We start from the raw sequence: 21,449 nt of genomic DNA, 5'->3' as shown, positions 1-21,449 counted from the left end.
TGTGACAAGGCGCGGCGGCCGGCCGCGCGACGGCGCATCACTCATACGACGCGGGGGGCGCGGGCGGGCGCGACGTCAGGCTGGGGTCGTCGCGCAGCAGCCGGTAGCCCGGGATATTGTCCCTGAGGACCTGCAGCGGACTGCTGCCCAGGCGCGAAAGGCCCACCAGCTCCAGCTGGAACAGCAGCCGCGTGACGGCCTCGGAGCGGCCCGTGGACAGCCGCTCGCCCACGATGCGGCCGACCCAGCAGCCCGCGTCGTACTCGAAGCCGACGATGGCGTCGGTGAGCCGGCTCGCCTGCACGCTGTAGTTCACCCGCCCGACGCTGTAGACCGTGCCGCCGCCGCAGCCGCCGTTGATGCCGGCGCGCGGGACGGTGCCGGGCTCGGGCCCGTACACCGGCCACTGCCAGCCCACGTCGAGCTGCCGCGTGGCATCGGTCAGCCGGTTGGGTTCGAGGAGCTGCTGGCCGGTGTCGCGCTGGTAGGTGTAGCGCAGGCTCAGGGTGCGGAACGGGCCGGGCGAGTAGCGCGTGCCCACCACCCCGCGCTCCATCTGGCGCGTCTCGTGGCTGTACTGCAGCGTGCCGTCGGCACTCCAGCGGTCGGTGAGCGCGCCCGAGCCCAGCAGCAGCAGGTCCGACAGCCGCTGGGTGTTGGTCTCGCCGTCAACGGCGGTGATGCGCTGGTCCTGGAACAGCACGCGCTGCACCAGGCCGAGGCGGCCGAGCTCGCGCCCGTCCCGGGCATCGAGCAGCCGCGAGGTCGCGCCCGCGGACACCTGGTTGGCGTCGGCGACCCGGTCCACGCCCGAGAACGGGTTCTCCTGGTACATCGAGGTGATGTCCAGGTCGCGGATGGCGGTGTCGAACTTCGGCAGCATCGACTGGTCGCGGTAGGGCGTGCGCACGTACAGCAGCCGCGGCTCCAGCGTCTGGTTGACGGCACGGCCGAACAGCGTGGCCGGGCGCTCGAACACCAGCCCGGTGTCGGCGCTGAAGGTCGGGATCACGCGCGAGGCGCTGCTGCGGCCATCGGCCATCGGCCTGTCCGTGGCGTAGCTCGCGGCGTTGAGGCTGAGCTTGGGCCTGAAGAAACCCCAGCTCGTGGCCCAGGGCCGGCTGACGGCCGCCACGGCATGCAGCCGCGAGCCTTCGTTGAGGGTGGCGTCGGCCGTGGGCGCGAGGCTGAAGCGGTTGAACTCGCTTTGCAGGTCCAGCCGCAGCCCGCCGGCCAGCGGCAGGCCGCCCTGCACGCCGATCTGCGGCAGCCGCTCGTAGGGCGGCGTGATGCGCGTGAGCGTGTCGGCGGTCTGCAGCACCTGCCAGCTCAGCGTGCGGGCATAGGTCGTCCACTGCCCTTCGGGCGCGTCGAAGTGCCCGAACCGGCGCTCGGCGCGCAGGTTCAGCGGCAGCAGCCGCGGCGGCATGGTGCCGCCCAGCGCCGTGCTGGCCCGGGCGTTGAGCTGCGAGCTGAAGCGCGGGAAGTCCTTCCAGTAGGCGTCGTCCGAGACGCGCACGCCCGTGAGGCGGTAGTCGATCCCGCTGCTCGTGCCGGCGTGGTCCAGTCCCAGCGACCAGCGCGAGCGCCTGGCCACCTGGTCGTTGGGCATCAGGTTCAGGTTGAGCTGGCCCTGGTAGTCGCGCTCCAGGTAGCGGTACTCGCTGTTGAGGCCCACGCCGCGGCGCAGCGCCACCACGGGCGCGAGCGTGGCGTCGCGGTTGGGGGCGATGTTCCAGTAGTAGGGCGCCGTGACTTCCAGGCCGCTGCGGCTGTCGATGCTGATGGTCGGCGGCAGCCAGCCCGACTTGCGCGCGTCCGACAGCGGGAAGGTGATGCGCGGCGCGGCCAGGATCGGCACGCCCATGAAGCGCAGCACGCCGCCGCGGGCCACGCCCTCGTTGGCGGCCTGGTCCAGGTCCACCTGATCGGCCGTCAGCAGCCAGGCCGGGGCGCCGGTGCCGTCCAGGCCGCAGCTGGTGTAGCTGCCGTTGACGATGCGCGCGCGGTCGCGGCCGAGGAAATCGACGCGCTCGGCCCGGCCGCCGGCCTCGGTCAGCGCGATGAAGTACTCGGGCTCGCGGATGAAGCCCTCGCGCGTGTCGAGCCTGATCTCCAGCTCGGTGCCCTTGGCACGGTTGCCGCGCTGCTCCAGGCGCACGTTGCCGCGGGCCTGCAGCAGCTGCGTGTCCTGGCGGAAGCTGGCGCGGTCGGCCTGCACGCGCACGTCGCCCTGGCGCACGTCCACGTCGCCCTGCGCTTCCAGGTCCACCTCGGTGCGGCCGGTGATGCGGTCGGCCTCCACGTCCACCGGTTCGTCGGAGCGCTCCGCGCGGGGGCCTGGCGCGGCCCGGCGCGGCTCGGAGGCCGCCGTGGCGGCTGCAGGCGCGGCTGCGGCTGCGGGTGCGGACGCCGCAGGCGGCGGCGCGGTGTCGGACGTGGCGGGCAGGGCCTGCGCCAGCGCCGCCGGCGGCAGGCCGGCCAGCAGTGCCAGCGCCAGCAGCCGCTCGGCGCGCGGGCGCGGCGGCGGGACGGCGGCGGGACGGACGAGGACGGGCAGGGGCAAGGCTGGAGGGACGGCGAGGGCGGCAGGCGGGGCCGGGGTCGGCGCGCACGAGAGCGCCGGGCGCGGTTCGTAAAATCGGGGCGATTATCCATGAGGGTCCGACCGGCCCCTTTCGTGCCCGCTGCCCGCCGCCCATGGCCGGCCCGGCCCTGACCCGCCCCGCTCCGCCCCGACACTCCATGACCGCCTCGACCATTTCCTGGACCGACCCTGCGCGCGCGCAGGCCTTCAACGCCTGGCTCGCGCCGCTGGCCGCGCAGCACGCGCTGCTGCCGCACACGCTGCGCCCGGCCTCCAGCGACGCCAGCTTCCGGCGCTACTTCCGCATCGACGGCGCCGACGGCGGCCCCTCGCGCATCGTCATGGACGCCCCGCCGCCGCAGGAGGACGTGCGTCCCTTCGTGCACGTGGCCGGCCTCATCGAGCGCGCCGGGCTGCACGGCCCGCAGCTGCTGGCCGCGGACGAGGCCCACGGCTTCCTGCTGCTGTCCGACCTGGGGCAGGAGCTCTACCTCGACGCGCTGCGCCAGGCCGACGCGGCGCGCGCCGACGCGCTCATGCGCCAGGCCATCGCCACGCTGGTGCAGTGGCAGGTGCGCGTGGACGCCTCCACGCTGCCCGCCTACGACGGCGCGCTGCTGCAGCGCGAGCTGGCGCTGTTTCCCGAGTGGTGCGTGCAGCGCGAGTTCGGCATCGCCTGGACCGACGCGCAGCAGGCGCAGTGGGAGCGCATCGCCGCGCTGCTGACGGCCAGCGCGCTGGCCCAGCCGCGCGTGGCCGTGCACCGCGACTGGATGCCGCGCAACCTCATGGTCAGCCCCGGCGGCCCGGGCATCCTGGACTTCCAGGACGCGGTGCGCGGCCCCGTCACCTACGACATCGCCTCGCTGCTGCGCGACGCCTTCATCTCCTGGGACGAGGAGCAGGAGATCGACTGGGCCGTGCGCTACTGGCAGGCCGCGCGCGAGGCCGGCGTGCCGCTGGACGGCGGGCTCAAGGAGGACTTCGGCGAGTTCTGGCGCGCGCTGGAATACATGGGCCTGCAGCGCCACCTCAAGGTGCTGGGCATCTTCTGCCGGCTCAAGCACCGTGACGGCAAGGCCGGCTACGCCGCCGACCTGCCGCGCTTCTTCCAGTACGCCACCAAGGTCGCGCTGCGCTACCGCCAGCTGCAGCCGCTGCTGCCGCTGCTGGAGCCGCTGTCGGGCGCCAGCGTGGACGCGGGCTACACCTTCTGACCAGGAAGGCTGGCGGCATCAAGTCGCCGCCGGCCCCTGGAAGAGCAAGGTAAAGCAGCTGCCCTCGCCGGCGCGGCTGCTGACCTCGATGCGCGCGCCCAGCAGCTCGGCCAGCCGCGCGCTCAGGTGCAGCCCCATGCCGGTGCCCTCGGGGCGGCGGCGCGGGTCGCCCACCTGCGTGAAGGCGCCGAAGAGCTTTTGCTGGTCGGCCTCGCTGATGCCCACGCCCGTGTCGCACACCTCCACGCGCGTGGCGCCGCCGGCCTGCTTGAGCACCAGCCGCACCGCGCCGCGCTCGGTGAACTTGATGGCGTTGTTGCTGAGGTTGATGAGGATCTGGCGCATCGCGCGGCGGTCCACCTGCAGCACCAGCGGCTGCGGCGGCAGCGCCAGCTCGAAGGCCAGCGCCTTGGCCTGCGCCAGCGGCATCAGGCTGGCGTGCACCTCGCGCAGCAGCGCGCCCACGTCCACGGCCTCCGGGTTGAGCTGCACCATGCCGGCCTGGATGCGCGCCACGTCGAGCAGGTCGTTGATGAGCGAGAGCAGGTGCTCGGCGCTGCTCTTGACGATGCCCAGCTGCCGCTCCTGCTCGCCGGTGAGCTCGCCGCCCAGGCGCATGAGCAGGATGCCGGTGAAGCCGATGATGGCGTTGAGCGGCGTGCGCAGCTCGTGGCTCATCGTGGCCAGGAAGCGGTCCTTGGCCTGGTTGGCCACCAGCAGCGCGGCGTTCTTCTCCTGCAGCTCGCGCTCGAAGCGCTTGCGCTCGGTGATGTCGCGGATGGCGCTCATCACGAAGCGCCCCTCCTCGGTGTCGAGCGGGCTCAGGCTGATCTCGACCGGGAACTCCTCGCCCCCATCCCCGTCCCCGTCCGCGCCGTCGCCACCGCGCAGCCCGTAGAGCTCCAGCCCCGCGCCCATGTTGCGCATCTGCGGCGCGCCGTGGTAGCGGGTGCGGTGGCCGATGTGCGCATGCCGGTAGCGCGCGGGCAGCAGCGCCTCGATGGAGGCGCCGATGACCTGCTCGCGCCGGCGCCCGAACAGCCGCTCGGCCTGGCTGTTGAAGAGCACGATGCGGCCGCTGTCGTTGACGACGACGATGGCATCGGGCACCGACTCCAGCAGGTTGCGGTAGCGCTGGCCGATCCACTGCGCGTCGCGCGCCACGCGCTGCGCCGTGACGTCGCGGAAGCTGCTGACGAAGCAGCGCACGCCCTCGCCGTCGGGGTCCTGCCGCGGGCCGCCGTGCTCGCGCACCACGCGCTTGAACACGTCCACGTACAGCAGCCGCCCGTCCTGGTGGCGGCGCATGGCCGCGCGCGCCTGCGCCTCGCCCTCGGCGAGCGCGCGCTGGCGCAGCGCGGCCTGCGCGTCGGCGTGGTCCGCGAGCCCGATCAGCTCGTCCAGCGGCCGCCCCAGCGCCTCCTCGGCCGAGTAGCCGAAGGTTTCCTGCGCCATGCGGTTCCACAGCCAGACCTCGCCTTCGGGCGAGGTCACCACCAGCGCCTGCGGCGACTCGTCGATGAGCAGCTGCTCCAGCCCTCTGCGCGGCAACGATTGGTCCACGTGTCTCCTTGATCTTTGTCAGGTTGGCAATCTAGCGCAGTCGAATGACCCGCCCGCCCGAATGCGGGGCTCTCCTACACTGCCGCGCCTTTTCCGAATTGTCTGCCTGCGAGCAGGAGTACCGATGAGTTTGATTCCCCATTGGCGTCGCGTGGACGCCCCCGCCGGCGCCGTGGTCGCCCCCGAAGAGCGCCTGTCCTGGCCGCAGACCGCCGCGCTGGGCGTGCAGCACGTGATCGCCATGTTCGGCGCCACGGTGCTGGCGCCGCTGCTCATGGGCTTCGACCCGAACGTGGCCATCCTCATGAGCGGCGTGGGCACGCTCATCTTCTTCGTGCTCACGGGCGGGCGCGTGCCCAGCTACCTGGGGTCGAGCTTCGCCTTCATCGGCGTGGTCATCGCCGCCACCGGCTACGCCGCGCCGGGCGCCAACGCCAACCTGCCGCTGGCGCTGGGCGGCATCGTGGCCTGCGGCGCGCTGTACGTGCTGCTGGGGCTGCTGGTGCAGGCCGCGGGCACGCGCTGGATCGAGGCGCTCATGCCGCCGGTGGTCACCGGCGCGGTGGTGGCCGTGATCGGCCTGAACCTGGCCTCGGTGCCGGTGAAGAACATGGCGCCCACCGGCTTCGACGCGTGGATGCAGGCGCTGACCTTCACCTGCGTCGCGGTGGTGGCGGTGTTCAGCCGCGGCCTGGCGCAGCGGCTGCTGATCCTGGTGGGCCTGATCCTGGCCTCGCTGCTGTACGCGCTGCTGACCAATGGCCTGGGCCTGGGCACGCCCATCGACCTCTCGAAAGTGGCCGCGGCGCCCTGGTTCGGGCTGCCGAACTTCGCGGCGCCGGTGTTCGACGCCCGCGCCATGCTGCTGATCGCGCCGGTGGCGGTGATCCTGGTGGCGGAGAACCTGGGCCACCTCAAGGCCGTGGCCGCCATGACCGGGCGCGACATGGACCCCTACCTGGGCCGCGCCTTCATCGGCGACGGCCTGGCCACCATGGCCAGCGGCGCCATCGGCGGCACCGGCGTGACCACCTACGCCGAGAACATCGGCGTGATGGCGGCCACGCGCATCTACTCCACGGCCATGTTCGTGGTGGCGGCGCTGGTGGCGCTGGTGCTGGGCTTCAGCCCCAAGTTCGGCGCGCTGATCCAGGCCATCCCGCTGGCGGTGATGGGCGGCGTCTCGATCGTGGTGTTCGGCCTGATCGCGGTGTCGGGCGCGCGCATCTGGGTGCAGAACCGCGTGGACTTCTCCGACAACGCCAACCTCATGGTCGCCGCCGTCACGCTGGTGCTGGGCACCGGCGACTTCACGCTGCGCTTCGGCGACTTCGCGCTGGGCGGCATCGGCACCGCGACCTTCGGGGCGATCCTGCTGAACCTGCTGCTGCGGCGCGGCCGCCGCTGAAAGCGGCGACGTCAGACCCTGATCACCCGCTGCAGCGTCGCCAGCAGCTTGTTGGCGTCAATGGGCTTGGTCAGGAAGTCGTTCATGCCCGCGGCCAGCGCCTCGTCACGCTCCGTGGGCAGCGCCGCGGCGGTCAGCGCCACGATGGGCAGCGTCTCGGCGTCGAAGCGCCGGCGCAGCTCGCGCGTGGCCTCGCGCCCGCCCATGCGCGGCATCTGCATGTCCATCAGCACGGCCTGGAACGGCCGGTTCTCCTGCTGCGCGCGCTCCACCGCCGCCAGCGCCTCCAGCCCGTCGGCCGCGCCCGTGACCTGCGCGCCCCACTGCTGCAGCATGGCCGTGGAGATGGTCATGTTGATGAGGTTGTCCTCGACCATCAGCACGCGCACGCCGGCCAGGGCCTGCGCCGCAGGGGCGGGCGCCGGCGCAGCCTGCGCCACCGGCGCGGCGGCCTCGGCCAGCGGCAGCTCGAACCAGAAGCGGCTGCCTTGGCCCGGCAGGCTGCTCACGCCCACGGCGCCGTCCATGAGCTGCGCCAGCTCGCGGCAGATCGACAGCCCCAGCCCCGTGCCGCCATGGCGCCGCGTCACGGAGTCGTCGGCCTGGATGAAGGGCTGGAACAGCCGCGCCTGCGTGGCCGCGTCCAGCCCTGGGCCGGTGTCCTCGACCTCGAAGCGGATGCGCCCGCCCGACACCGGCCACGCGCTCAGCCGCACCGTGCCCTGCTCGGTGAACTTCAGCGCGTTGCTCAGGTAGTTGCCCAGCACCTGGCGCAGCCGCACCGGGTCGCCGTGAACGCACGCGGGCAGCCCCGGGTGCGGCGTCAGCACCAGCTCCAGCCCGTGCGTGGCGGCGATGGCGGCATAGCCGCGCTGCAGCCGCTGCAGCAGCGCGTGCAGGTCGAAGTCCTGCGGGTGGATGTCGAGCTTGCCGGCTTCGACCTTGGACAGGTCCAGGATGTCTGAGATCACGCCCATGAGTGTGTCCGCGCTGTCGATCATTTGGGCCAGGTACTGCTCGCGCTTGTCCTCGGCCAGGCCGGGGGCGCGCGCCAGCTGCGCCAGGCCCACCAGGGCGTTGAGGGGGGTGCGCAGCTCGTGGCTGGTGTTGGCCAGGAAGGCGCTCTTGGCGCGGCTGGCGGCCTGCGCCTGGTCCAGCGCGAGCTTGAGCTGGCGCTGCGCCTGCTCGCGCGCGGCCTCGGCGCCCGCGGCGGCGCGGCGCGCCACCGTGACGTCGCGCCCCACGCCCCAGTAGCCCAGGAAGCGTCCCTGCGCGTCGAACCTCGGCTGGCCGCTGACGCGCAGCCGGCGCAGCGCGCGCGGCCCGGCCTGCCAGGCCAGGTCGAGTTCGCGCAGCGGCCGGCGCGCCTGCATCTCGGCGCGGTGCGCGCGCAGCGTCACCGGGTCGCCGCGCAGCGCCTCCAGCGCCCAGGGCTGCTGGCCCCAGGAGCCGGGCAGGGGCCCGAAACGCCCGCCGCGCCCGCGCCGCAGCACGCGCGTGAGGCGCCACTGCGCGTCGGTCTCCCAGTAGAAATCGGCCGCCACTGATAGCAGCGCCGAGAAGCGCTGGCCGCGATCCTCGCCCTCGCCCAGGTATTGCGTGAGCACGCCGCGCAACAGCAATCCGCCCGTGGCCGCGGTGAGCAGCACCAGGGCCTGCAGGCCGAACTGCAATGCCAGCGGCTGCTGCGGATGCGGCGGCAGCAGGCCGGCCCACTGGCCCCAGGCCAGCGAGCCCAGCAACGCCGCACCCAGGCCGCCCACCAGCAGCGCGGTGCCGCGCGAAGCCAGCGCCCCGACCAGGCAGACCAGCACGGCCAGGAAGCCGCTGCCCGCACCCTGCATCCCGCCGTCCACCAGCCAGGACGTCAGCCCGATGGGCAGCAAGGCCGCCAGCGCCACGCGGCGCACGGCGGCTTCCAGCGCGCCGCGGCGCCGCCGCAGGGCGTGCAGGCTGACCGCGCACAGCAGCAGCTCGGCCAGCAGCAGCGCCGCGCGCTCGCCGCCGTGCAGCCGCACGCCGGGCAGCGCCAGCAGCACCGCGACGCCGACCGCGGCCGCCGCGGCGGTGGCAAAGAAAAAGCGCGCCACGCGCGGGCGCACGTCCTGCTGCAGCTCCGGCAGCGGACCCGGGTCGGTCAGGGCGCGCATCGGTCCCGGCATGGCGGCTGGCTCCCGGAAGGCGTCAGCCCCCGCGCGCGGCGTTGAGCCCGTCGCGCGTGCGCTGCGCCTCGGCCCGCGCCGCGGCGGCGAAGTCGGCGCCCGCACTGGCATAGAGCACGGCGCGCGAGGAATTCACCATCACGGTGCCGCCCGGGCGCCAGCCCGCGCGGATGGTGGAGGCCGCGTCGCCGCCCTGCGCGCCCACGCCGGGAATCAGCAGCGGCAGCGTCGGCGCCAGCTCGCGCACGCGCTCGATCTCGGCCGGGAAGGTGGCGCCCACCACCAGGCCGAGCTGCCCGCTGCGGTTCCAAGGCCCCGCGGCCAGCCGCGCCACGCGCTCGTACAGCAGCTCGCCGCCCTCCAGGCGCTGCGCCTGCAAATCGCTGCCGCCCGGGTTCGAGGTGCGGCACAGCAGGATCAGCCCCTTGTCGGGGTACGCGTCCATGTAGGGCTCGATCGAGTCCAGGCCCATGAAGGGCGACAGCGTCAGCGCGTCGGCCTGGTAGCGCTCGAAGGCTTCCTTCGCGTACTGCTGCGCCGTGGCGCCGATGTCGCCGCGCTTGGCGTCCAGGATCACCGGCACGCCCGGCGCCACGCGGCGGATGTGGGCGATGAGCCGCTCCAGCTGCTCCTCGGCACGGTGCGCGGCGAAATAGGCGATCTGCGGCTTGAAGCAGCTCACCAGGTCGGCCGTGGCCTCGGCGATGGCGGCGCAGAAGTCGAAGATGCGCGCCGCGTCGCCCTTCCACTCGCCCGGGAACTTCGCGGGCTCCGGGTCCAGGCCCACGCACAGCAGCGAGCCGCTGCGCGCCTCGGCGGCCTGGAGCATGTCGGTGAAGCGCATGGCTCGCTCCCGCCTCAGATGCGCCGGGCCAGCGCCTCGGCGCAGCCGGTGTAGCCGCCGGGCGTGAGCTCCTTCAGCCGCGCGCGCTCGCCTTCGGGCAGCTCGACCAGCGTGTCGATGAAGCCGGCGATGGCCTCGCGCGTGATGGCCTTGCCGCGGGTGAGCTCCTTCAGGCGCTCGTACGGGTTGGGCAGGCCGTAGCGGCGCATGACGGTCTGGATCGGCTCGGCCAGCACTTCCCACGACGCGTCCAGGTCGGCGGCCAGCGCCTCCCGGTTCAGCTCCAGTTTGTCCAGGCCGCGCGACAGCGATTCCAGGCCCAGCACCGCGTAGCCCAGAGCGACACCCATGTTGCGCAGCACCGTGGAGTCCGTGAGATCACGTTGCCAACGGCTGATGGGCAGCTTCTGGGCGAGATGGGTGAGCACCGCGCTGGCCAGGCCGAAGTTGCCTTCGGCGTTCTCGAAGTCGATCGGGTTGACCTTGTGCGGCATGGTGCTGGAGCCGATCTCGCCCGCCTTGGTCTTCTGCTTGAAGTAGCCCAGGCTGATGTAGCCCCAGACGTCGCGCGACCAGTCCACCAGGATGGTGTCGGCGCGGGTGACGGCGTCGAACAGCTCGGCCATGTAGTCGTGCGGCTCGATCTGGATCGTGTAGGGGTTGAAGGTCAGACCCAGCTGCTCCTCGACCACGCGGCGGCTGAAGGCCTCCCAGTCCAGGCCCGGATAGGCCGACAGGTGCGCGTTGTAGTTGCCCACCGCGCCGTTCATCTTGGCCAGCAGCTTGACCTCGGCGATGCGGCCGCGCGCATGGCGCAGGCGGGCCACGACGTTGGCGATCTCCTTGCCCACGGTGGTGGGGCTGGCGGTCTGGCCGTGGGTGCGGCTGAGCATCGGCTCGGCGGCGAACTCGCGCGCCATGCCGGCGAGGCGGTCGATGACGCGGTCCAGCGCCGGCAGCAGCACCTGCTCGCGCGCGGCCTTGAGCATCAGCGCGTGGCTGGTGTTGTTGATGTCCTCGCTGGTGCAGGCGAAGTGCACGAACTCGCCGGCGGCCTGCAGCTCAGGCGCGCCCTCGAAGCGCGACTTGATCCAGTACTCCACGGCCTTGACGTCGTGGTTGGTGGTCTTCTCGATGTCCTTGATGGCCTGCGCGTCGGCCTCGGAGAAGTTCTCCACCAGCCCGCGCAGCAGCGCGCGGGCTTCCTGCGACAGCGGCAGGAACTCGGCCAAGCCGGCGTCGGACAGGGCGATGAACCACTCGACCTCGACCTGCACGCGCCGGTGCATCAGGCCGAACTCGGACAGCAGGGGACGCAGCGCGGCCACCTTGGCGGCGTAGCGGCCGTCCAGGGGCGACAGGGCGGTGAGGGCGGAAAGGTTCATGGCGAGATGGAGCAGGCGGCGCGGCGGCACCAGTGCGCGAAGGCTTCGGAAACGGCCCCGGCAGGCGGCCCGGCGCGCACGGGTGGCGGGATCGGGGGCTGCATTTTAAAAGCCGCCCCGCCATCGCCCTTCCGGGGGAGGCCTCCGCGGCGCAAACTGCCGTGCACGGTCAGCGTATACGCAGGCGGCTCCCGGAGTGGAACAGCTCTTGCGTCAGGCCGTGTACAAGGTTTCACAAACACCCTCAGGAGGGATTGCCCGATGTCCTCGACGCTGTTGACCCGCCGTCCCGTCCTCGGCCTGCTGGCCGCCGCCGCGCTGCTGGCCGGCACTGCCGGACCCGCCCTGGCCCAATCGAAGCTCAAGGTCGCCGCCATCTACACCGTGCCGGTGGAGCAGCAGTGGGTCAGCCGCATCGACAAGGCGCTCAAGGCGGCCGCCGCGCGCGGCGAGATCGAGTACGTGTTCAGCGAGAACGTGGCCAATGCCGACTACGAGCGCGTCATGCGCCAGTACGCGGAAGGGGGCAACGCGCTGGTGGTCGGCGAGTCCTTCGCGGTGGAGGCCGCGGCGCGCAAGGTCGCGAAGGACTATCCGAAGGTCGCCTTCCTGATGGGCAGCTCCGGCAAGCCGCAGGCGCCCAACTTCTCGGTCTTCGACAACTACATCCAGGAGCCGGCCTACCTCACCGGCATGGTCGCCGCCGGCATGAGCAGGAGCGGCAAGATCGGCATGGTCGGCGGCTACCCGATTCCGGAAGTGAACCGGCTCATGAACGCCTTCATCGCCGGCGCGCGCGAGGTCAATCCGAAAGCCGAGTTCAGCATCAGCTTCATCAACAGCTGGTTCGACCCGCCCAAGGCCAAGGAAGCGGCCTTCGCCATGATCGACAAGGGCGCCGACGTGATGTACGCCGAGCGCTTCGGCGTATCCGACGCGGCCAAGGAGCGCAAGGTGCTGGCCATCGGCAACGTCATCGACACGCAGGCCTCCTATCCCGACACCGTCGTGGCCTCGGCGCTGTGGCACATGGAGCCCACCATCGAGCAGGCGCTCAAGAACGTGAAGGCCGGCCGCATCACCGCCGACGACTACGGCGTGTTCTCGACCATGAAGCACAAGGGCGCGTCGCTGGCGCCGCTGGGCACCTTCGAGTCCAAGGTGCCGGCCGAGCTCAAGGCCCGGGTCAGGGCCAAGGAAAAGGCCATCCTCGACGGCAGTTTCGTCGTCAAGGTGGACGACAACGCGCCCAAGGCGAAGTAAGTCCGACAAGGCAGGCCCATGAGCGCTCTGCGATGGCGGCATCACGGCAAGGGCCGTTCATCCTTCGATACCTCAGGACGAACGGGTTTCGTGCGAAGCGCTCGCTTCGTTGGCTTCGTTGGGAATGCCGCATGACCCCCCTGCCGCCCGCTGCTGGAGCGCCCCCGCTGCTGCGCCTGTCGCACGTGAGTAAACGGTTTGGCGCGCTGGTGGCCAACGACGACGTGTCGCTGGAGCTGCACCGCGGCGAGGTGCTGGCGCTGCTGGGCGAGAACGGGGCGGGCAAGAGCACGCTCATGGCCATCCTGTTCGGCCACTACGTGCCGGACAGCGGCCGCGTCGAGGTCGATGGAAAGGCGCTGCCGCCGGGCGACACGCGCGCGGCGCTGGAAGCCGGCATCGGCATGGTCCACCAGCACTTCACGCTGGCCGACAACCTGAGCGTGCTCGACAACGTGATGCTGGGCACCGAGCCGCTGTGGCAGCCCTTCTCGCGCCGGGCCGCGGCGCGCGCGCGGCTGCTGGAGACGGCCGGCCGCTTCGGTCTGAACGTCAATCCGGAAGCCCGCATCGCCGATCTCTCCATGGGCGAGCGCCAGCAGGTGGAGATCCTGAAGGCGCTGGTGCGCGGGGCGCGGGTGCTGATCCTGGACGAGCCCACCGCGGTGCTGACGCCGCAGCAGTCCGAGGCACTGTTCGCGACGCTGCGCGACCTGGTGCGCGAGGGGCTCTCCATCCTGTTCATCAGCCACAAGCTCGACGAGGTGCGGCGCGTGTCGGACCGCGTCGCCGTGCTGCGCGCAGGCAGGCTGGTGGCGCGCTTCGACTCGCTCGACGGCGTGGACAAGGCGGCGCTGGCCGAGGCCATGGTGGGTCACGCGCTCGCACCGGCCGGGCGCGGCGTGCGCCAGCCCGGTGCACTGGTGGCACGGCTGCGCGACGCGCACGTGGCCGGCAAGCCGCGCCCGAAGCTCGACCGCGTCACGCTGGAGCTCTTCGCCAACGACATCCTGGGCATCGCCGGCATCTCGGGCAACGGCCAGCAGGTGCTGGCCGACCTGCTGTGCGGCGTGCAGGCGCTCGATGGCGGCACGCTGGTGTTCGAGGGCCAGCGCCTGCCGCCGGTGCCGCGCGCGTGGCTGCGGGCTGGCGTGGCGCGCATCCCCGAGGACCGGCATGCCGTGGGCGCCGTGGGAGACCTGTCGCTGTGGGAGAACGCGGTGCTGGAGCGCTACGCGGGGCCGAGCTTTTCGCTTTTCGGCTGGCTGAAGCGCCGCCGCGCGCAGGCGCATGCGCAGGCGCTCGTGAAACGCTTCGACGTGCGCGGCACCGAGGCCGGCGGCCTCGCCACGCCGGCGCGGCGGCTGTCCGGGGGCAACCTGCAGAAACTGATCCTCGGCCGCGCGCTGGCCGGCGACCCGGGGGCGCCGGCGCCGAAGCTGATCGTGGCCAACCAGCCGACCTGGGGCCTGGACGTGGGCGCCGTGGCCTACGTGCACGGCCAGCTGCAGCAGGCCTGCGAGCAGGGCGCGGCGCTGCTGCTGATCAGCGACGACCTGGATGAGCTGTTCGCGCTGTGCGACCGCATCGCCGTGATGCACCAGGGCCGGCTCGGCCCCGCGCGCCGGGCGGCCGAGTGGAGCCGTGCCGAGATCGGCCTGGCGATGGCGGGGGCGGCCTCGGCCGTTACCCCCCTGACGAATGCAGCGGAGGTGGCCCATGCGGCTTGAGCGGCGCGCCTCCCCGTCGCGGGCCATGGCGCTGGCCGCGCCGCTGCTGGCCGTGCTGGCGACGCTGGCCCTGAGCGCCGCGCTGGTGGCCTGGGCCGGCGCGCCGGTGGGCCGCGCCTACTGGCTGCTGCTCGAAGGCGGCTTCGGCTCGCGCCTGGCGCTGACCGAGACGCTGACGCGCGCCACGCCGCTGATCCTCACCGGGCTGGCCGCCGCGCTGGCCTTCCGCGCGCGGCTGTGGAACATCGGCGCCGAGGGGCAGCTCTACGCCGGCGCGCTGGCGGCGGTGGCGGTGGCCGGCGCGGGCGGCGGCTTCGCGCTGATGATCGGCGCCGCCCTGGGCGCGGGCGCGCTGCTGCTGCTGGGGCCGGCGCTTCTGAAACGGCTGGGCGTGGACGAGGTCGTGACCACGCTGCTGCTGAACTTCATCGTGCTGCTGTTCGTCTCGGCCCTGCTCGACGGCCCGATGAAGGACCCGATGGCCATGGGCTGGCCGCAGAGCATCGCGCTGCCCGAAGAGCTGCAGATCGCCAACCTGGTGCCGCGCAGCCGGCTGCACCGCGGGCTGCTGGCGGCGCTCGCGCTGGCCCTGCTGTTGTGGGTGCTGCTGCGCCACACCACGCTGGGCTTCGAGATCCGCGCCGTGGGCGCCAACGCGCGTGCCGCCGCCTTTGCCGGCATGCCGGTGCAGCGCGTGACGCTGCTGGTGGCGCTGCTGTCCGGGGCCCTGGCGGGCCTGGCCGGCGCGGTGGAGGTGGCCGGGCGCGCGGGCTACCTGACGCTGGACATGGCGCCGGGCGTGGGCTACGGCGGCATCGTGGTGGCGATGCTGGCCGGGCTGAACCCGCTGGGCGTGGTGGCGGCGGCCACCTTCGTCGCCGGCATCCTGGTCGGCGCCGACGGCATGAGCCGCCAGGTGGGCGTGCCCACCTACATCGCCGACGTGATCGTGGCGCTGGCGCTGATCTCGATGCTGGTGGCGACGCTGCTGGTGAACTGGCGCGTGGCCTGGCGCCGGCCGGCGGCGGGGAGGGCAACGGCATGAGCGACGTGCTGGAGCTACTGGCTGCCGCCCCCTTCTGGGTCGCCGTGCTGCGCATCGCCACGCCGCTGGTGTTCGGCACGCTGGGCGTGCTGCTGTGCGAGCGCGCCGGGGTGCTCAACCTCGGCGTGGAAGGGATCATGGTGGCCGGCGCCTTCGCCGGCTGGCTCACGGTGTACGGCGGGCACGGCCTGTGGAGCGGCGTGCTGGTCGCCGCGCTGGTGGGCGCGCTGCTGGGCCTGGTGCACGCGGGGCTGACGGTGGCGCTGGGCCTGAGCCAGCACGTGGCCGGGCTGGGCCTCACGCTGCTGGCCACGAGCCTGGCCAGCTACGCCTACCGCGTCAGCTTTCCGAAGGTGGAGCGCCCGCCCACCATCACGCCCTTCGAGCCCATGAGCGGCCTGCCGCTGCCTGTCCTCTCCGGGCAGACGCCGCTGACCTTGCTGGCGCTGCTGCTGGTGCCGCTGCTGGCGTACACGCTGCAGCGCACGCCGCTGGGGCTGGCGCTCCGCACGGTGGGCGAGAACCCGGCGGCGGTGGAGGGGCAGGGCCTGTCGGTGCTGAAGCTGCGCACCGGCGCGGTGGTGGCGGGGTCGGCGCTGATGGGCGTAGCCGGGGCCTTCCTGACCCTGTCGGCCTTCAACGCCTTCTACTTCAACATGGTCAATGGCCGCGGCTGGGTGTGCGTGGCGCTGGTCGTGTTCGCCTCGTGGCGGCCGGGCAAGGCGCTGCTGGGCGCGCTGCTGTTCGCCTTCTTCGACGCGCTGCAGTTGCGGCTGCAACAAGCCGGCGATGCCGCCGCGATTCCCTACCAGTTCTATCTCATGCTGCCCTACGCCATGGCCATCGTCGCGCTGGTCGTGATGGCGCGCCGGGCGGCATATCCTCAAGCCTTGATGAAGCCCTATCGCAAGGGCGAGCGCTAGCTGTAGCAGCAGGAAGGAGACCGCGATGAGCACCGAATCGGCCACCTCCAACAAGGGCGGCAGCCATATCCGGCTGACCTCCCATCCCGGCCAGGGCGCCGGGGGCGCGCCCGTCATCCGCTGGGGCGCGGCCGACCCGAAGGAACGCGGCCCGGTGATCGGCACCACCACCAACCGCAGCCAGCGCAACGTCATCGGCACCCACAGCGGCAGCTACGGCGTGTACCGCGCGCTGGCGGTGGCCGCGGGCAACCTGACCAAGGGGCACCGCGCCGACCTCACCAACACCTCGCCCACCGAGCGCATCGGCCCGCATCCGCAGTGGGGTGATGCCGACAAGATCGTCTCCATCGACCCCTGGGGCGCCTCGGTGGCCGAGGTGTTCGCCGAGGAGCTGGCCGCGGGCGTGGACATCCGCCCGACGCTGGCGGTGACGCAGGCGCACATCCATTTGCCCGAGATCCGGCAGGCGCTGGCGTTCCAGCGGCTGCAGGTGGACGGCCAGATCCTGCTGGAGGACTCCTCGGCGGCCGTGACCAAGATCGCCGTCGAGCCGGTGTGGTGGCTGCCGGGCGTGGCCAAGCGCTTCGGCGTGAGCGAGGCGGTGCTGCGCAAGACGCTGTTCGAGGAGACCGGCGGCATGTACCCGGAGCTGGTCACGCGCGGCGACCTGGAGGTGTTCCTGCCGCCCATCGGCGGGCAGACGCTCTACGTCTTCGGCAAGGTGCAGGACCTGGCGAATCCGGAGGTCACGCTCACGGCGCGGGTGCACGACGAGTGCAACGGCTCGGACGTGTTCGGCTCGGACATCTGCACCTGCCGGCCGTACCTGACGCATGCGATCGAGGAATGCATCCGCGGCGCGCAGGCCGGCGGCGTGGGGCTGATCGCCTACAGCCGCAAGGAAGGGCGGGCGCTGGGCGAGGTCACCAAGTTCCTGGTCTACAACGCGCGCAAGCGCCAGGTCGGCGGCGACAGCGCGGACAAGTACTTCCTGCGCACCGAGTGCGTGGCGGGGGTGCAGGACATGCGCTTCCAGGAGCTGATGCCCGACGTGCTGCACTGGCTGGGCATCCGCAAGATCCACCGCCTGGTGAGCATGAGCAACGACAAGTACGACGCGATCACCGGCAGCGGCATCGAGGTCGGCGAGCGCATCAAGATTCCCGACGAGCTGGTGCCGGCGGACGCGCGGGTGGAGATCGAGGCCAAGATCGCCGCGGGCTACTTCACCGACGGCAGCGTGCCGGACGCGGCCCGGCTCGCCGCCACCAAGGGGCGCGACCTTGTCGAATGACCACAACCCCACGCTGACGCCCGGCGACGTGGCCGAGGCGGTGCGGCGGCTGCGCCAGGTCGCCACGGTGCGCGAGCGCTGCTCGAACCTCTTGCAGGCGGTGCGCGAGGGGCGTTCGGAGCATTTCACGCTGGACGAGTCGGGGCTCGACGAGGTGGCGCAGCGCATCGCGGCGCTGACGCGCTCGCGCTTTCCCGACGGTCATGTGCCGCTGCACAGCCGCTGGCGCCATTTCGAGGCCGGCGGCGTGAACCGGCTGGCCGAGGTCGATGCCAGGCTCGCCGGCCACGGCCAGGTGGCCCGGGCGCGGGCGCACGTCGAGCTGGTGTTCATCAGCGTGCTGCTGGACGCCGGCGCCGGGCCGGAGTGGCGCTACGCCGAGGCCGAATCCGGGCAGACCTTCGCGCGCTCCGAAGGGCTGGGAGTCGCCAGCCTGCGCGCCTTCCTGTCCGGGGCCTTTTCCAGCGACCCGGGCGACCCGTGCCGGGTGGACGCCAAGGCGCTGGCGCGCATCGACGTGCCCACGCTCGCCGCGCTGCTGCAGGTGCGCGAGGTGAACCCGCTGCTGGGGCTGGAGGGGCGCGTGGATCTGCTGCACCGCCTGGCGCGGGCGCTGCAGTCGCAGCCCGACACTTTCACCGCCGATGGCCGGCCCGGGCACCTGCTGGACGCGCTCACGCACCACCACCACGCGCCGCGGCTGCACAACCACCACGTGGTACCGGGCAGCACGGCGCTGCGCCACCAGGTGTCGGCGCCGCGGCTGCTGCAGGCGCTGCTGGACGCCTTCAGCGCCATCTGGCCCAGCGGGCAGCAGTTCCTGGGCGTGCCGGTGGGCGACTGCTGGGCGCATCCCCTGGCCGGCGGCACGGGGCCGAGTGCCGGCTGGGTGCCGTTCCACAAGCTCAGCCAGTGGCTGTCGTACTCGCTGGTCGAGCCGTTCCAGCTGGCGGGCGTGCAGGTCACGGAGCTGGACGCGCTCACGGGGCTGCCCGAGTACCGCAACGGCGGGCTGCTGCTCGATGCCGGGGTGATCGTGCCGCGCGACGCCGAGTTCGGCACGCGCGTGCGGGTGCCGGGCGAGCCCTGGGTGATCGAGTGGCGCGCGCTGACCGTGGCGCTGCTCGACGCGCTGCTGCCGCGCGTGCGCACGCTGCTGGGCGACGAGAGCCTGCCGCTGGCCTGCGTGCTGGAGGGCGGCAGCTGGGCGGCGGGGCGGCAGATCGCCGCCGAGAGGCGCCCGGGCGGCGCGCCGCCGGTCGCCATCGACAGCGACGGCACCGTGTTCTGAACCGAGCCATCACACACACACATCGAGATTCATCCACGAGGGAGAAGTGACATGCCCGTCGTCCACGTCATCGACCATCCGCTGGTGCAGCACAAGCTCACGCTCATGCGCGAGAAGGACCGCAGCACCAACAGCTTCCGGCGGCTGATGCACGAGATCAGCATGCTCATGGCCTACGAGGTCACGCGCGACATGCCGACGCAGATGATCGACATCGAGACGCCGATGGAGGCCATGCGCGCGCCGGTGATCGACGGCAAGAAGACCGTCTTCGTCTCGATCATGCGTGCCGGCGCCGGCTTCCTCGACGGCATGCTGGAGATCGTGCCGGGCGCGCGCGTGGGCCACGTCGGCCTGTACCGCGACCCGCGCACGCTGGTGGCCGTCGAGTACTACTTCAAGATGCCCGACCACATGGAGGAGCGCGACGCCATCGTGCTGGACCCGATGCTGGCCACCGGCAACTCGGCCGCGGCGGCGGTGGAGCGGCTCAAGGAGGTGAAGCCGCGCTCGATCCGCTTCGTCAGCCTGCTGGCGGCGCCCGAAGGGCTCCAGAACTTCCACGCCCAGCACCCGGACGTGCCGGTGTACACGGCGGCCATCGACCGCCAGCTCGACGAGCACGGCTACATCCTGCCGGGCCTGGGCGACGCCGGCGACCGGCTGTTCGGCACCAAGTGACGGCGGGCACGACGGGCATGAGCGAGCTGCTGCTGCGCGACGTCACGCTGCCCGACGGCCGCGCCGGCGTGGACGTGCTGGTGCGCGAGGGGCGCATCGCCGCCGTGGGGCCGGCGCTGCCGGCGCCCGAAGGCATCCCGGCCATCGACGGCAGGGGCTGGCTGCTGAGCCCGCCCTTCGTCGATGCGCACTTCCACATGGACTCCACGCTCAGCCACGGCCAGCCGCGGGTGAACGCCAGCGGCACGCTGCTCGAAGGCATCTCCCTGTGGGGCGAGCTGAAGCCGCTGCTGACGCAGGAGGCGCTGGTGGAGCGCGCGCTGCGCTACTGCGACTGGGCCGTGGCGCGCGGGCTGCTGGCGATCCGCTCCCACGTGGACGTGTGCGACCCGCGGCTGCTGGCGGCGGAGGCGCTGCTGCACGTCAAGGAGCGGGTGGCGCCGTACCTGGAGCTGCAGCTGGTGGCCTTTCCGCAGGACGGCGTGCTGCGCAGCCCGGGCGCGCTCGACAACCTCAAGCGCGCACTCGACATGGGCGTGGAGGTGGTGGGCGGCATACCGCACTTCGAGCGCACCATGGCCGACGGCGCCGAGAGCGTGCGGCTGCTGTGCGAGCTGGCGGCGGAGCGGGGCTTGCGCGTGGACATGCACTGCGACGAGAGCGACGACCCGCTGTCACGCCACGTCGAGACGCTGGCGTTCCACGCGCACCGGCTGGGGCTGCACGGGCGGGTGACGGGCTCGCACCTGACGTCCATGCACTCGATGGACAACTACTACGTGTCCAAGCTGCTGCCGCTGATGGCCGAGGCCGGGCTGCACGCGGTGGCGAACCCGCTCATCAACATCATGCTGCAGGGCCGGCACGACACCTACCCGAAGCGCCGCGGCATGACGCGCGTGCCGGAGCTGCTGGCCGCGGGCGTGAACGTGGGCTTCGGGCACGACTGCGTCATGGACCCGTGGTATCCGCTGGGGTCGGGCGACATGCTCGAAGTCGCGGCCATGGGGCTGCACGTGGCGCAGATGGGCTCCGTGGCCGGGCAGCGCGCCTGCTTCGACGCGGTGACGGAGAACAACGCGCGCATCCTGGGGCTGGAGGGCTACGGCCTCGCGCCCGGCTGCCGCGGCGACTTCGTGCTGCTGCAGGCGCGCTCGTGCGAGGAGGCGGTGCGGCTGCGACCGGCGCGGCTGCTGGTGGTACGCGGCGGGCGGGTGCTGGCGCGCGCGCCGGAGCAGGGCGTCGAGCTGGACCTGCCCGGACGGCCGAGCCGGGTGGACTTCACGCTGGCGCCGGGCGCGGGCGCCACGGCGCCGGGCGGGTCGGCGGCGCCCGCCTAAAATCGCCATTCCATGGAACTGTGTCAGGCATGAAGCTCATCGGATCGCTCACCAGCCCCTACGTGCGCAAGGTACGCATCGTGATGGCCGAAAAGAAGCTGGACTGCCAGTTCGTGCAGGAAGACGTCTGGGGCAGCGACGCGATGCTGTCCGTGAACCCGCTGGGCAAGGTGCCGTGCCTGCTGACCGAGGCGGGCGAGCCGGTGTACGACTCGCGCGTGATCGTCGAGTACCTGGACACGCTCTCGCCGGTGGGCCGGCTCATCCCGGCCAGCGGGCGCGAGCGCGCCGAGGTGCGCACGCTCGAAGCGCTGGCCGACGGGCTGCTCGACGCGGCCATCCTGGCGCGGCTGGAGCAGACCTGGGCCGGGCGCAGCGAGTCGCAGCGCAGCCCGGCCTGGATCGACCGCCAGATGCTGCGCGTGCACTCCGCGCTGAAAGGCCTGTCGCAGGCGCTGGGCGACGGCAACTGGTGCGTCAACAACCATTTCTCGCTGGCCGACATCGCCACCGGCTGCGCCGTGGGCTACCTCTCGTTCCGCTTCCCGCACATCGACTGGCGCGGCGACCATCCGAACCTGGCCCGGCTCTCCGACAAGCTCGAAGCGCGTGCGAGCTTCATGGCGACGGCGGCGCCGAAGAGCTGACGCCTTGATCCGCCGCAGCGCCGGCTCGTGGCGCCGCGGCCCGGGAAAGCACGCCGGCTGGCCTAT

The 21,449-nt window shown here is 72.4% G+C and carries 16 protein-coding genes; 11 read left to right on the top strand and 5 right to left on the bottom strand.

The window, feature by feature from the left end:
• Window positions 1–37: 37 nt before the first annotated feature.
• Complete coding sequence (locus FJ694_RS07160) at window positions 38–2,566, bottom strand: LPS-assembly protein LptD (protein WP_232539931.1); 2,529 nt, start codon at window positions 2,564–2,566, stop codon at window positions 38–40.
• Window positions 2,567–2,745: 179 nt separating this feature from the next.
• Here FJ694_RS07160 and FJ694_RS07155 point away from each other — a divergent pair, with 179 nt between their 5' ends.
• A complete protein-coding gene (locus tag FJ694_RS07155) occupies window positions 2,746–3,804 on the top strand; it encodes an aminoglycoside phosphotransferase family protein (RefSeq protein WP_157265430.1) in 1,059 nt (352 codons plus the stop codon).
• Window positions 3,805–3,822: 18 nt separating this feature from the next.
• Here the strand turns inward: FJ694_RS07155 and FJ694_RS07150 are convergent, their stop codons facing one another.
• On the bottom strand, window positions 3,823–5,367 hold the full coding sequence (locus tag FJ694_RS07150) for a PAS domain-containing sensor histidine kinase (protein WP_157265429.1): 1,545 nt from the start codon (window positions 5,365–5,367) through the stop codon (window positions 3,823–3,825).
• 124 nt (window positions 5,368–5,491) lie between these two features.
• On the opposite strand from FJ694_RS07150, the gene FJ694_RS07145 reads away from it, so the two are divergent.
• Window positions 5,492–6,775, top strand: coding sequence for a solute carrier family 23 protein (locus FJ694_RS07145; RefSeq protein WP_157265428.1), 1,284 nt, complete (start codon window positions 5,492–5,494; stop codon window positions 6,773–6,775).
• 11 nt (window positions 6,776–6,786) lie between these two features.
• Here FJ694_RS07145 and FJ694_RS07140 read toward each other — a convergent pair whose 3' ends face one another.
• From FJ694_RS07140 to purB, 3 genes are read right to left on the bottom strand one after another with little or no spacing between them, the layout of a single operon-like run.
• Window positions 6,787–8,937: a hybrid sensor histidine kinase/response regulator gene (locus FJ694_RS07140; protein ID WP_157265427.1), complete on the bottom strand. Its 2,151-nt coding sequence runs from the start codon at window positions 8,935–8,937 to the stop codon at window positions 6,787–6,789.
• 22 nt (window positions 8,938–8,959) lie between these two features.
• Window positions 8,960–9,781 (bottom strand): orotidine-5'-phosphate decarboxylase, encoded by an 822-nt coding sequence (pyrF, locus tag FJ694_RS07135; protein WP_157265426.1) that lies wholly within the window; start codon window positions 9,779–9,781, stop codon window positions 8,960–8,962.
• 14 nt (window positions 9,782–9,795) lie between these two features.
• A complete protein-coding gene (gene purB / locus FJ694_RS07130; protein ID WP_157265425.1) occupies window positions 9,796–11,166 on the bottom strand; it encodes an adenylosuccinate lyase in 1,371 nt (456 codons plus the stop codon).
• A gap of 261 nt (window positions 11,167–11,427) precedes the next feature.
• On the opposite strand from purB, the gene FJ694_RS07125 reads away from it, so the two are divergent.
• The 9 genes from FJ694_RS07125 to FJ694_RS07085 all read left to right on the top strand — a co-directional run bounded on the left by FJ694_RS07125 (window position 11,428) and on the right by FJ694_RS07085 (window position 21,383).
• On the top strand, window positions 11,428–12,429 hold the full coding sequence (locus FJ694_RS07125; protein ID WP_157265424.1) for a BMP family protein: 1,002 nt from the start codon (window positions 11,428–11,430) through the stop codon (window positions 12,427–12,429).
• Between the two features lie 131 nt (window positions 12,430–12,560).
• A complete protein-coding gene (locus FJ694_RS07120; protein WP_157265423.1) occupies window positions 12,561–14,159 on the top strand; it encodes an ABC transporter ATP-binding protein in 1,599 nt (532 codons plus the stop codon).
• Window positions 14,149–15,204, top strand: coding sequence for an ABC transporter permease (locus FJ694_RS07115; RefSeq protein WP_157265422.1), 1,056 nt, complete (start codon window positions 14,149–14,151; stop codon window positions 15,202–15,204). Before FJ694_RS07120 ends, FJ694_RS07115 begins: the two co-directional genes overlap by 11 nt.
• Complete coding sequence (locus FJ694_RS07110) at window positions 15,201–16,127, top strand: ABC transporter permease (RefSeq protein ID WP_157265421.1); 927 nt, start codon at window positions 15,201–15,203, stop codon at window positions 16,125–16,127. Before FJ694_RS07115 ends, FJ694_RS07110 begins: the two co-directional genes overlap by 4 nt.
• 25 nt (window positions 16,128–16,152) lie before the next feature.
• Complete coding sequence (locus tag FJ694_RS07105; protein WP_157265420.1) at window positions 16,153–17,424, top strand: GTP cyclohydrolase II; 1,272 nt, start codon at window positions 16,153–16,155, stop codon at window positions 17,422–17,424.
• A complete protein-coding gene (locus FJ694_RS07100) occupies window positions 17,414–18,715 on the top strand; it encodes a URC4/urg3 family protein (protein ID WP_232539930.1) in 1,302 nt (433 codons plus the stop codon). The genes FJ694_RS07105 and FJ694_RS07100 overlap by 11 nt, the downstream gene beginning before the upstream one ends.
• 51 nt (window positions 18,716–18,766) lie before the next feature.
• On the top strand, window positions 18,767–19,396 hold the full coding sequence (gene upp, locus FJ694_RS07095; RefSeq protein ID WP_157265419.1) for a uracil phosphoribosyltransferase: 630 nt from the start codon (window positions 18,767–18,769) through the stop codon (window positions 19,394–19,396).
• A gap of 17 nt (window positions 19,397–19,413) precedes the next feature.
• Entirely contained in the window at window positions 19,414–20,736 is a 1,323-nt protein-coding gene (locus FJ694_RS07090) for an amidohydrolase family protein (RefSeq protein WP_157265418.1), read from the top strand.
• Between the two features lie 29 nt (window positions 20,737–20,765).
• Window positions 20,766–21,383, top strand: a complete 618-nt coding sequence (locus FJ694_RS07085; protein ID WP_157265417.1) for a glutathione S-transferase N-terminal domain-containing protein — start codon at window positions 20,766–20,768, stop codon at window positions 21,381–21,383.
• The last annotated feature ends 66 nt before the right edge of the window (window positions 21,384–21,449 follow it).

Origin of the sequence: Azohydromonas aeria (assembly GCF_009760915.1) — a bacterium.
Taxonomy (GTDB): Bacteria; Pseudomonadota; Gammaproteobacteria; order Burkholderiales; family Burkholderiaceae_C; genus Azohydromonas; species Azohydromonas aeria.
The sequence above is the reverse complement of the archived record's forward strand: the minus strand, read 5'-3'. Positions and strand labels throughout refer to the sequence as shown.

What these genes read in the sequence shown, in the direction of transcription:
- FJ694_RS07155 (WP_157265430.1), top strand. Translation starts at nt 2,746, where the DNA reads ATGACCGCCTCGACCATTTCCTGGACCGACCCTGCGCGCGCGCAGGCC.
- FJ694_RS07145 (WP_157265428.1), top strand. Translation starts at nt 5,492, where the DNA reads ATGAGTTTGATTCCCCATTGGCGTCGCGTGGACGCCCCCGCCGGCGCC.
- FJ694_RS07140 (WP_157265427.1), bottom strand. Translation starts at nt 8,937, where the DNA reads ATGCCGGGACCGATGCGCGCCCTGACCGACCCGGGTCCGCTGCCGGAG.
- pyrF (WP_157265426.1), bottom strand. Translation starts at nt 9,781, where the DNA reads ATGCGCTTCACCGACATGCTCCAGGCCGCCGAGGCGCGCAGCGGCTCG.
- purB (WP_157265425.1), bottom strand. Translation starts at nt 11,166, where the DNA reads ATGAACCTTTCCGCCCTCACCGCCCTGTCGCCCCTGGACGGCCGCTAC.
- FJ694_RS07125 (WP_157265424.1), top strand. Translation starts at nt 11,428, where the DNA reads ATGTCCTCGACGCTGTTGACCCGCCGTCCCGTCCTCGGCCTGCTGGCC.
- FJ694_RS07120 (WP_157265423.1), top strand. Translation starts at nt 12,561, where the DNA reads ATGACCCCCCTGCCGCCCGCTGCTGGAGCGCCCCCGCTGCTGCGCCTG.
- FJ694_RS07115 (WP_157265422.1), top strand. Translation starts at nt 14,149, where the DNA reads ATGCGGCTTGAGCGGCGCGCCTCCCCGTCGCGGGCCATGGCGCTGGCC.
- FJ694_RS07110 (WP_157265421.1), top strand. Translation starts at nt 15,201, where the DNA reads ATGAGCGACGTGCTGGAGCTACTGGCTGCCGCCCCCTTCTGGGTCGCC.
- FJ694_RS07105 (WP_157265420.1), top strand. Translation starts at nt 16,153, where the DNA reads ATGAGCACCGAATCGGCCACCTCCAACAAGGGCGGCAGCCATATCCGG.
- upp (WP_157265419.1), top strand. Translation starts at nt 18,767, where the DNA reads ATGCCCGTCGTCCACGTCATCGACCATCCGCTGGTGCAGCACAAGCTC.
- FJ694_RS07090 (WP_157265418.1), top strand. Translation starts at nt 19,414, where the DNA reads ATGAGCGAGCTGCTGCTGCGCGACGTCACGCTGCCCGACGGCCGCGCC.
- FJ694_RS07085 (WP_157265417.1), top strand. Translation starts at nt 20,766, where the DNA reads ATGAAGCTCATCGGATCGCTCACCAGCCCCTACGTGCGCAAGGTACGC.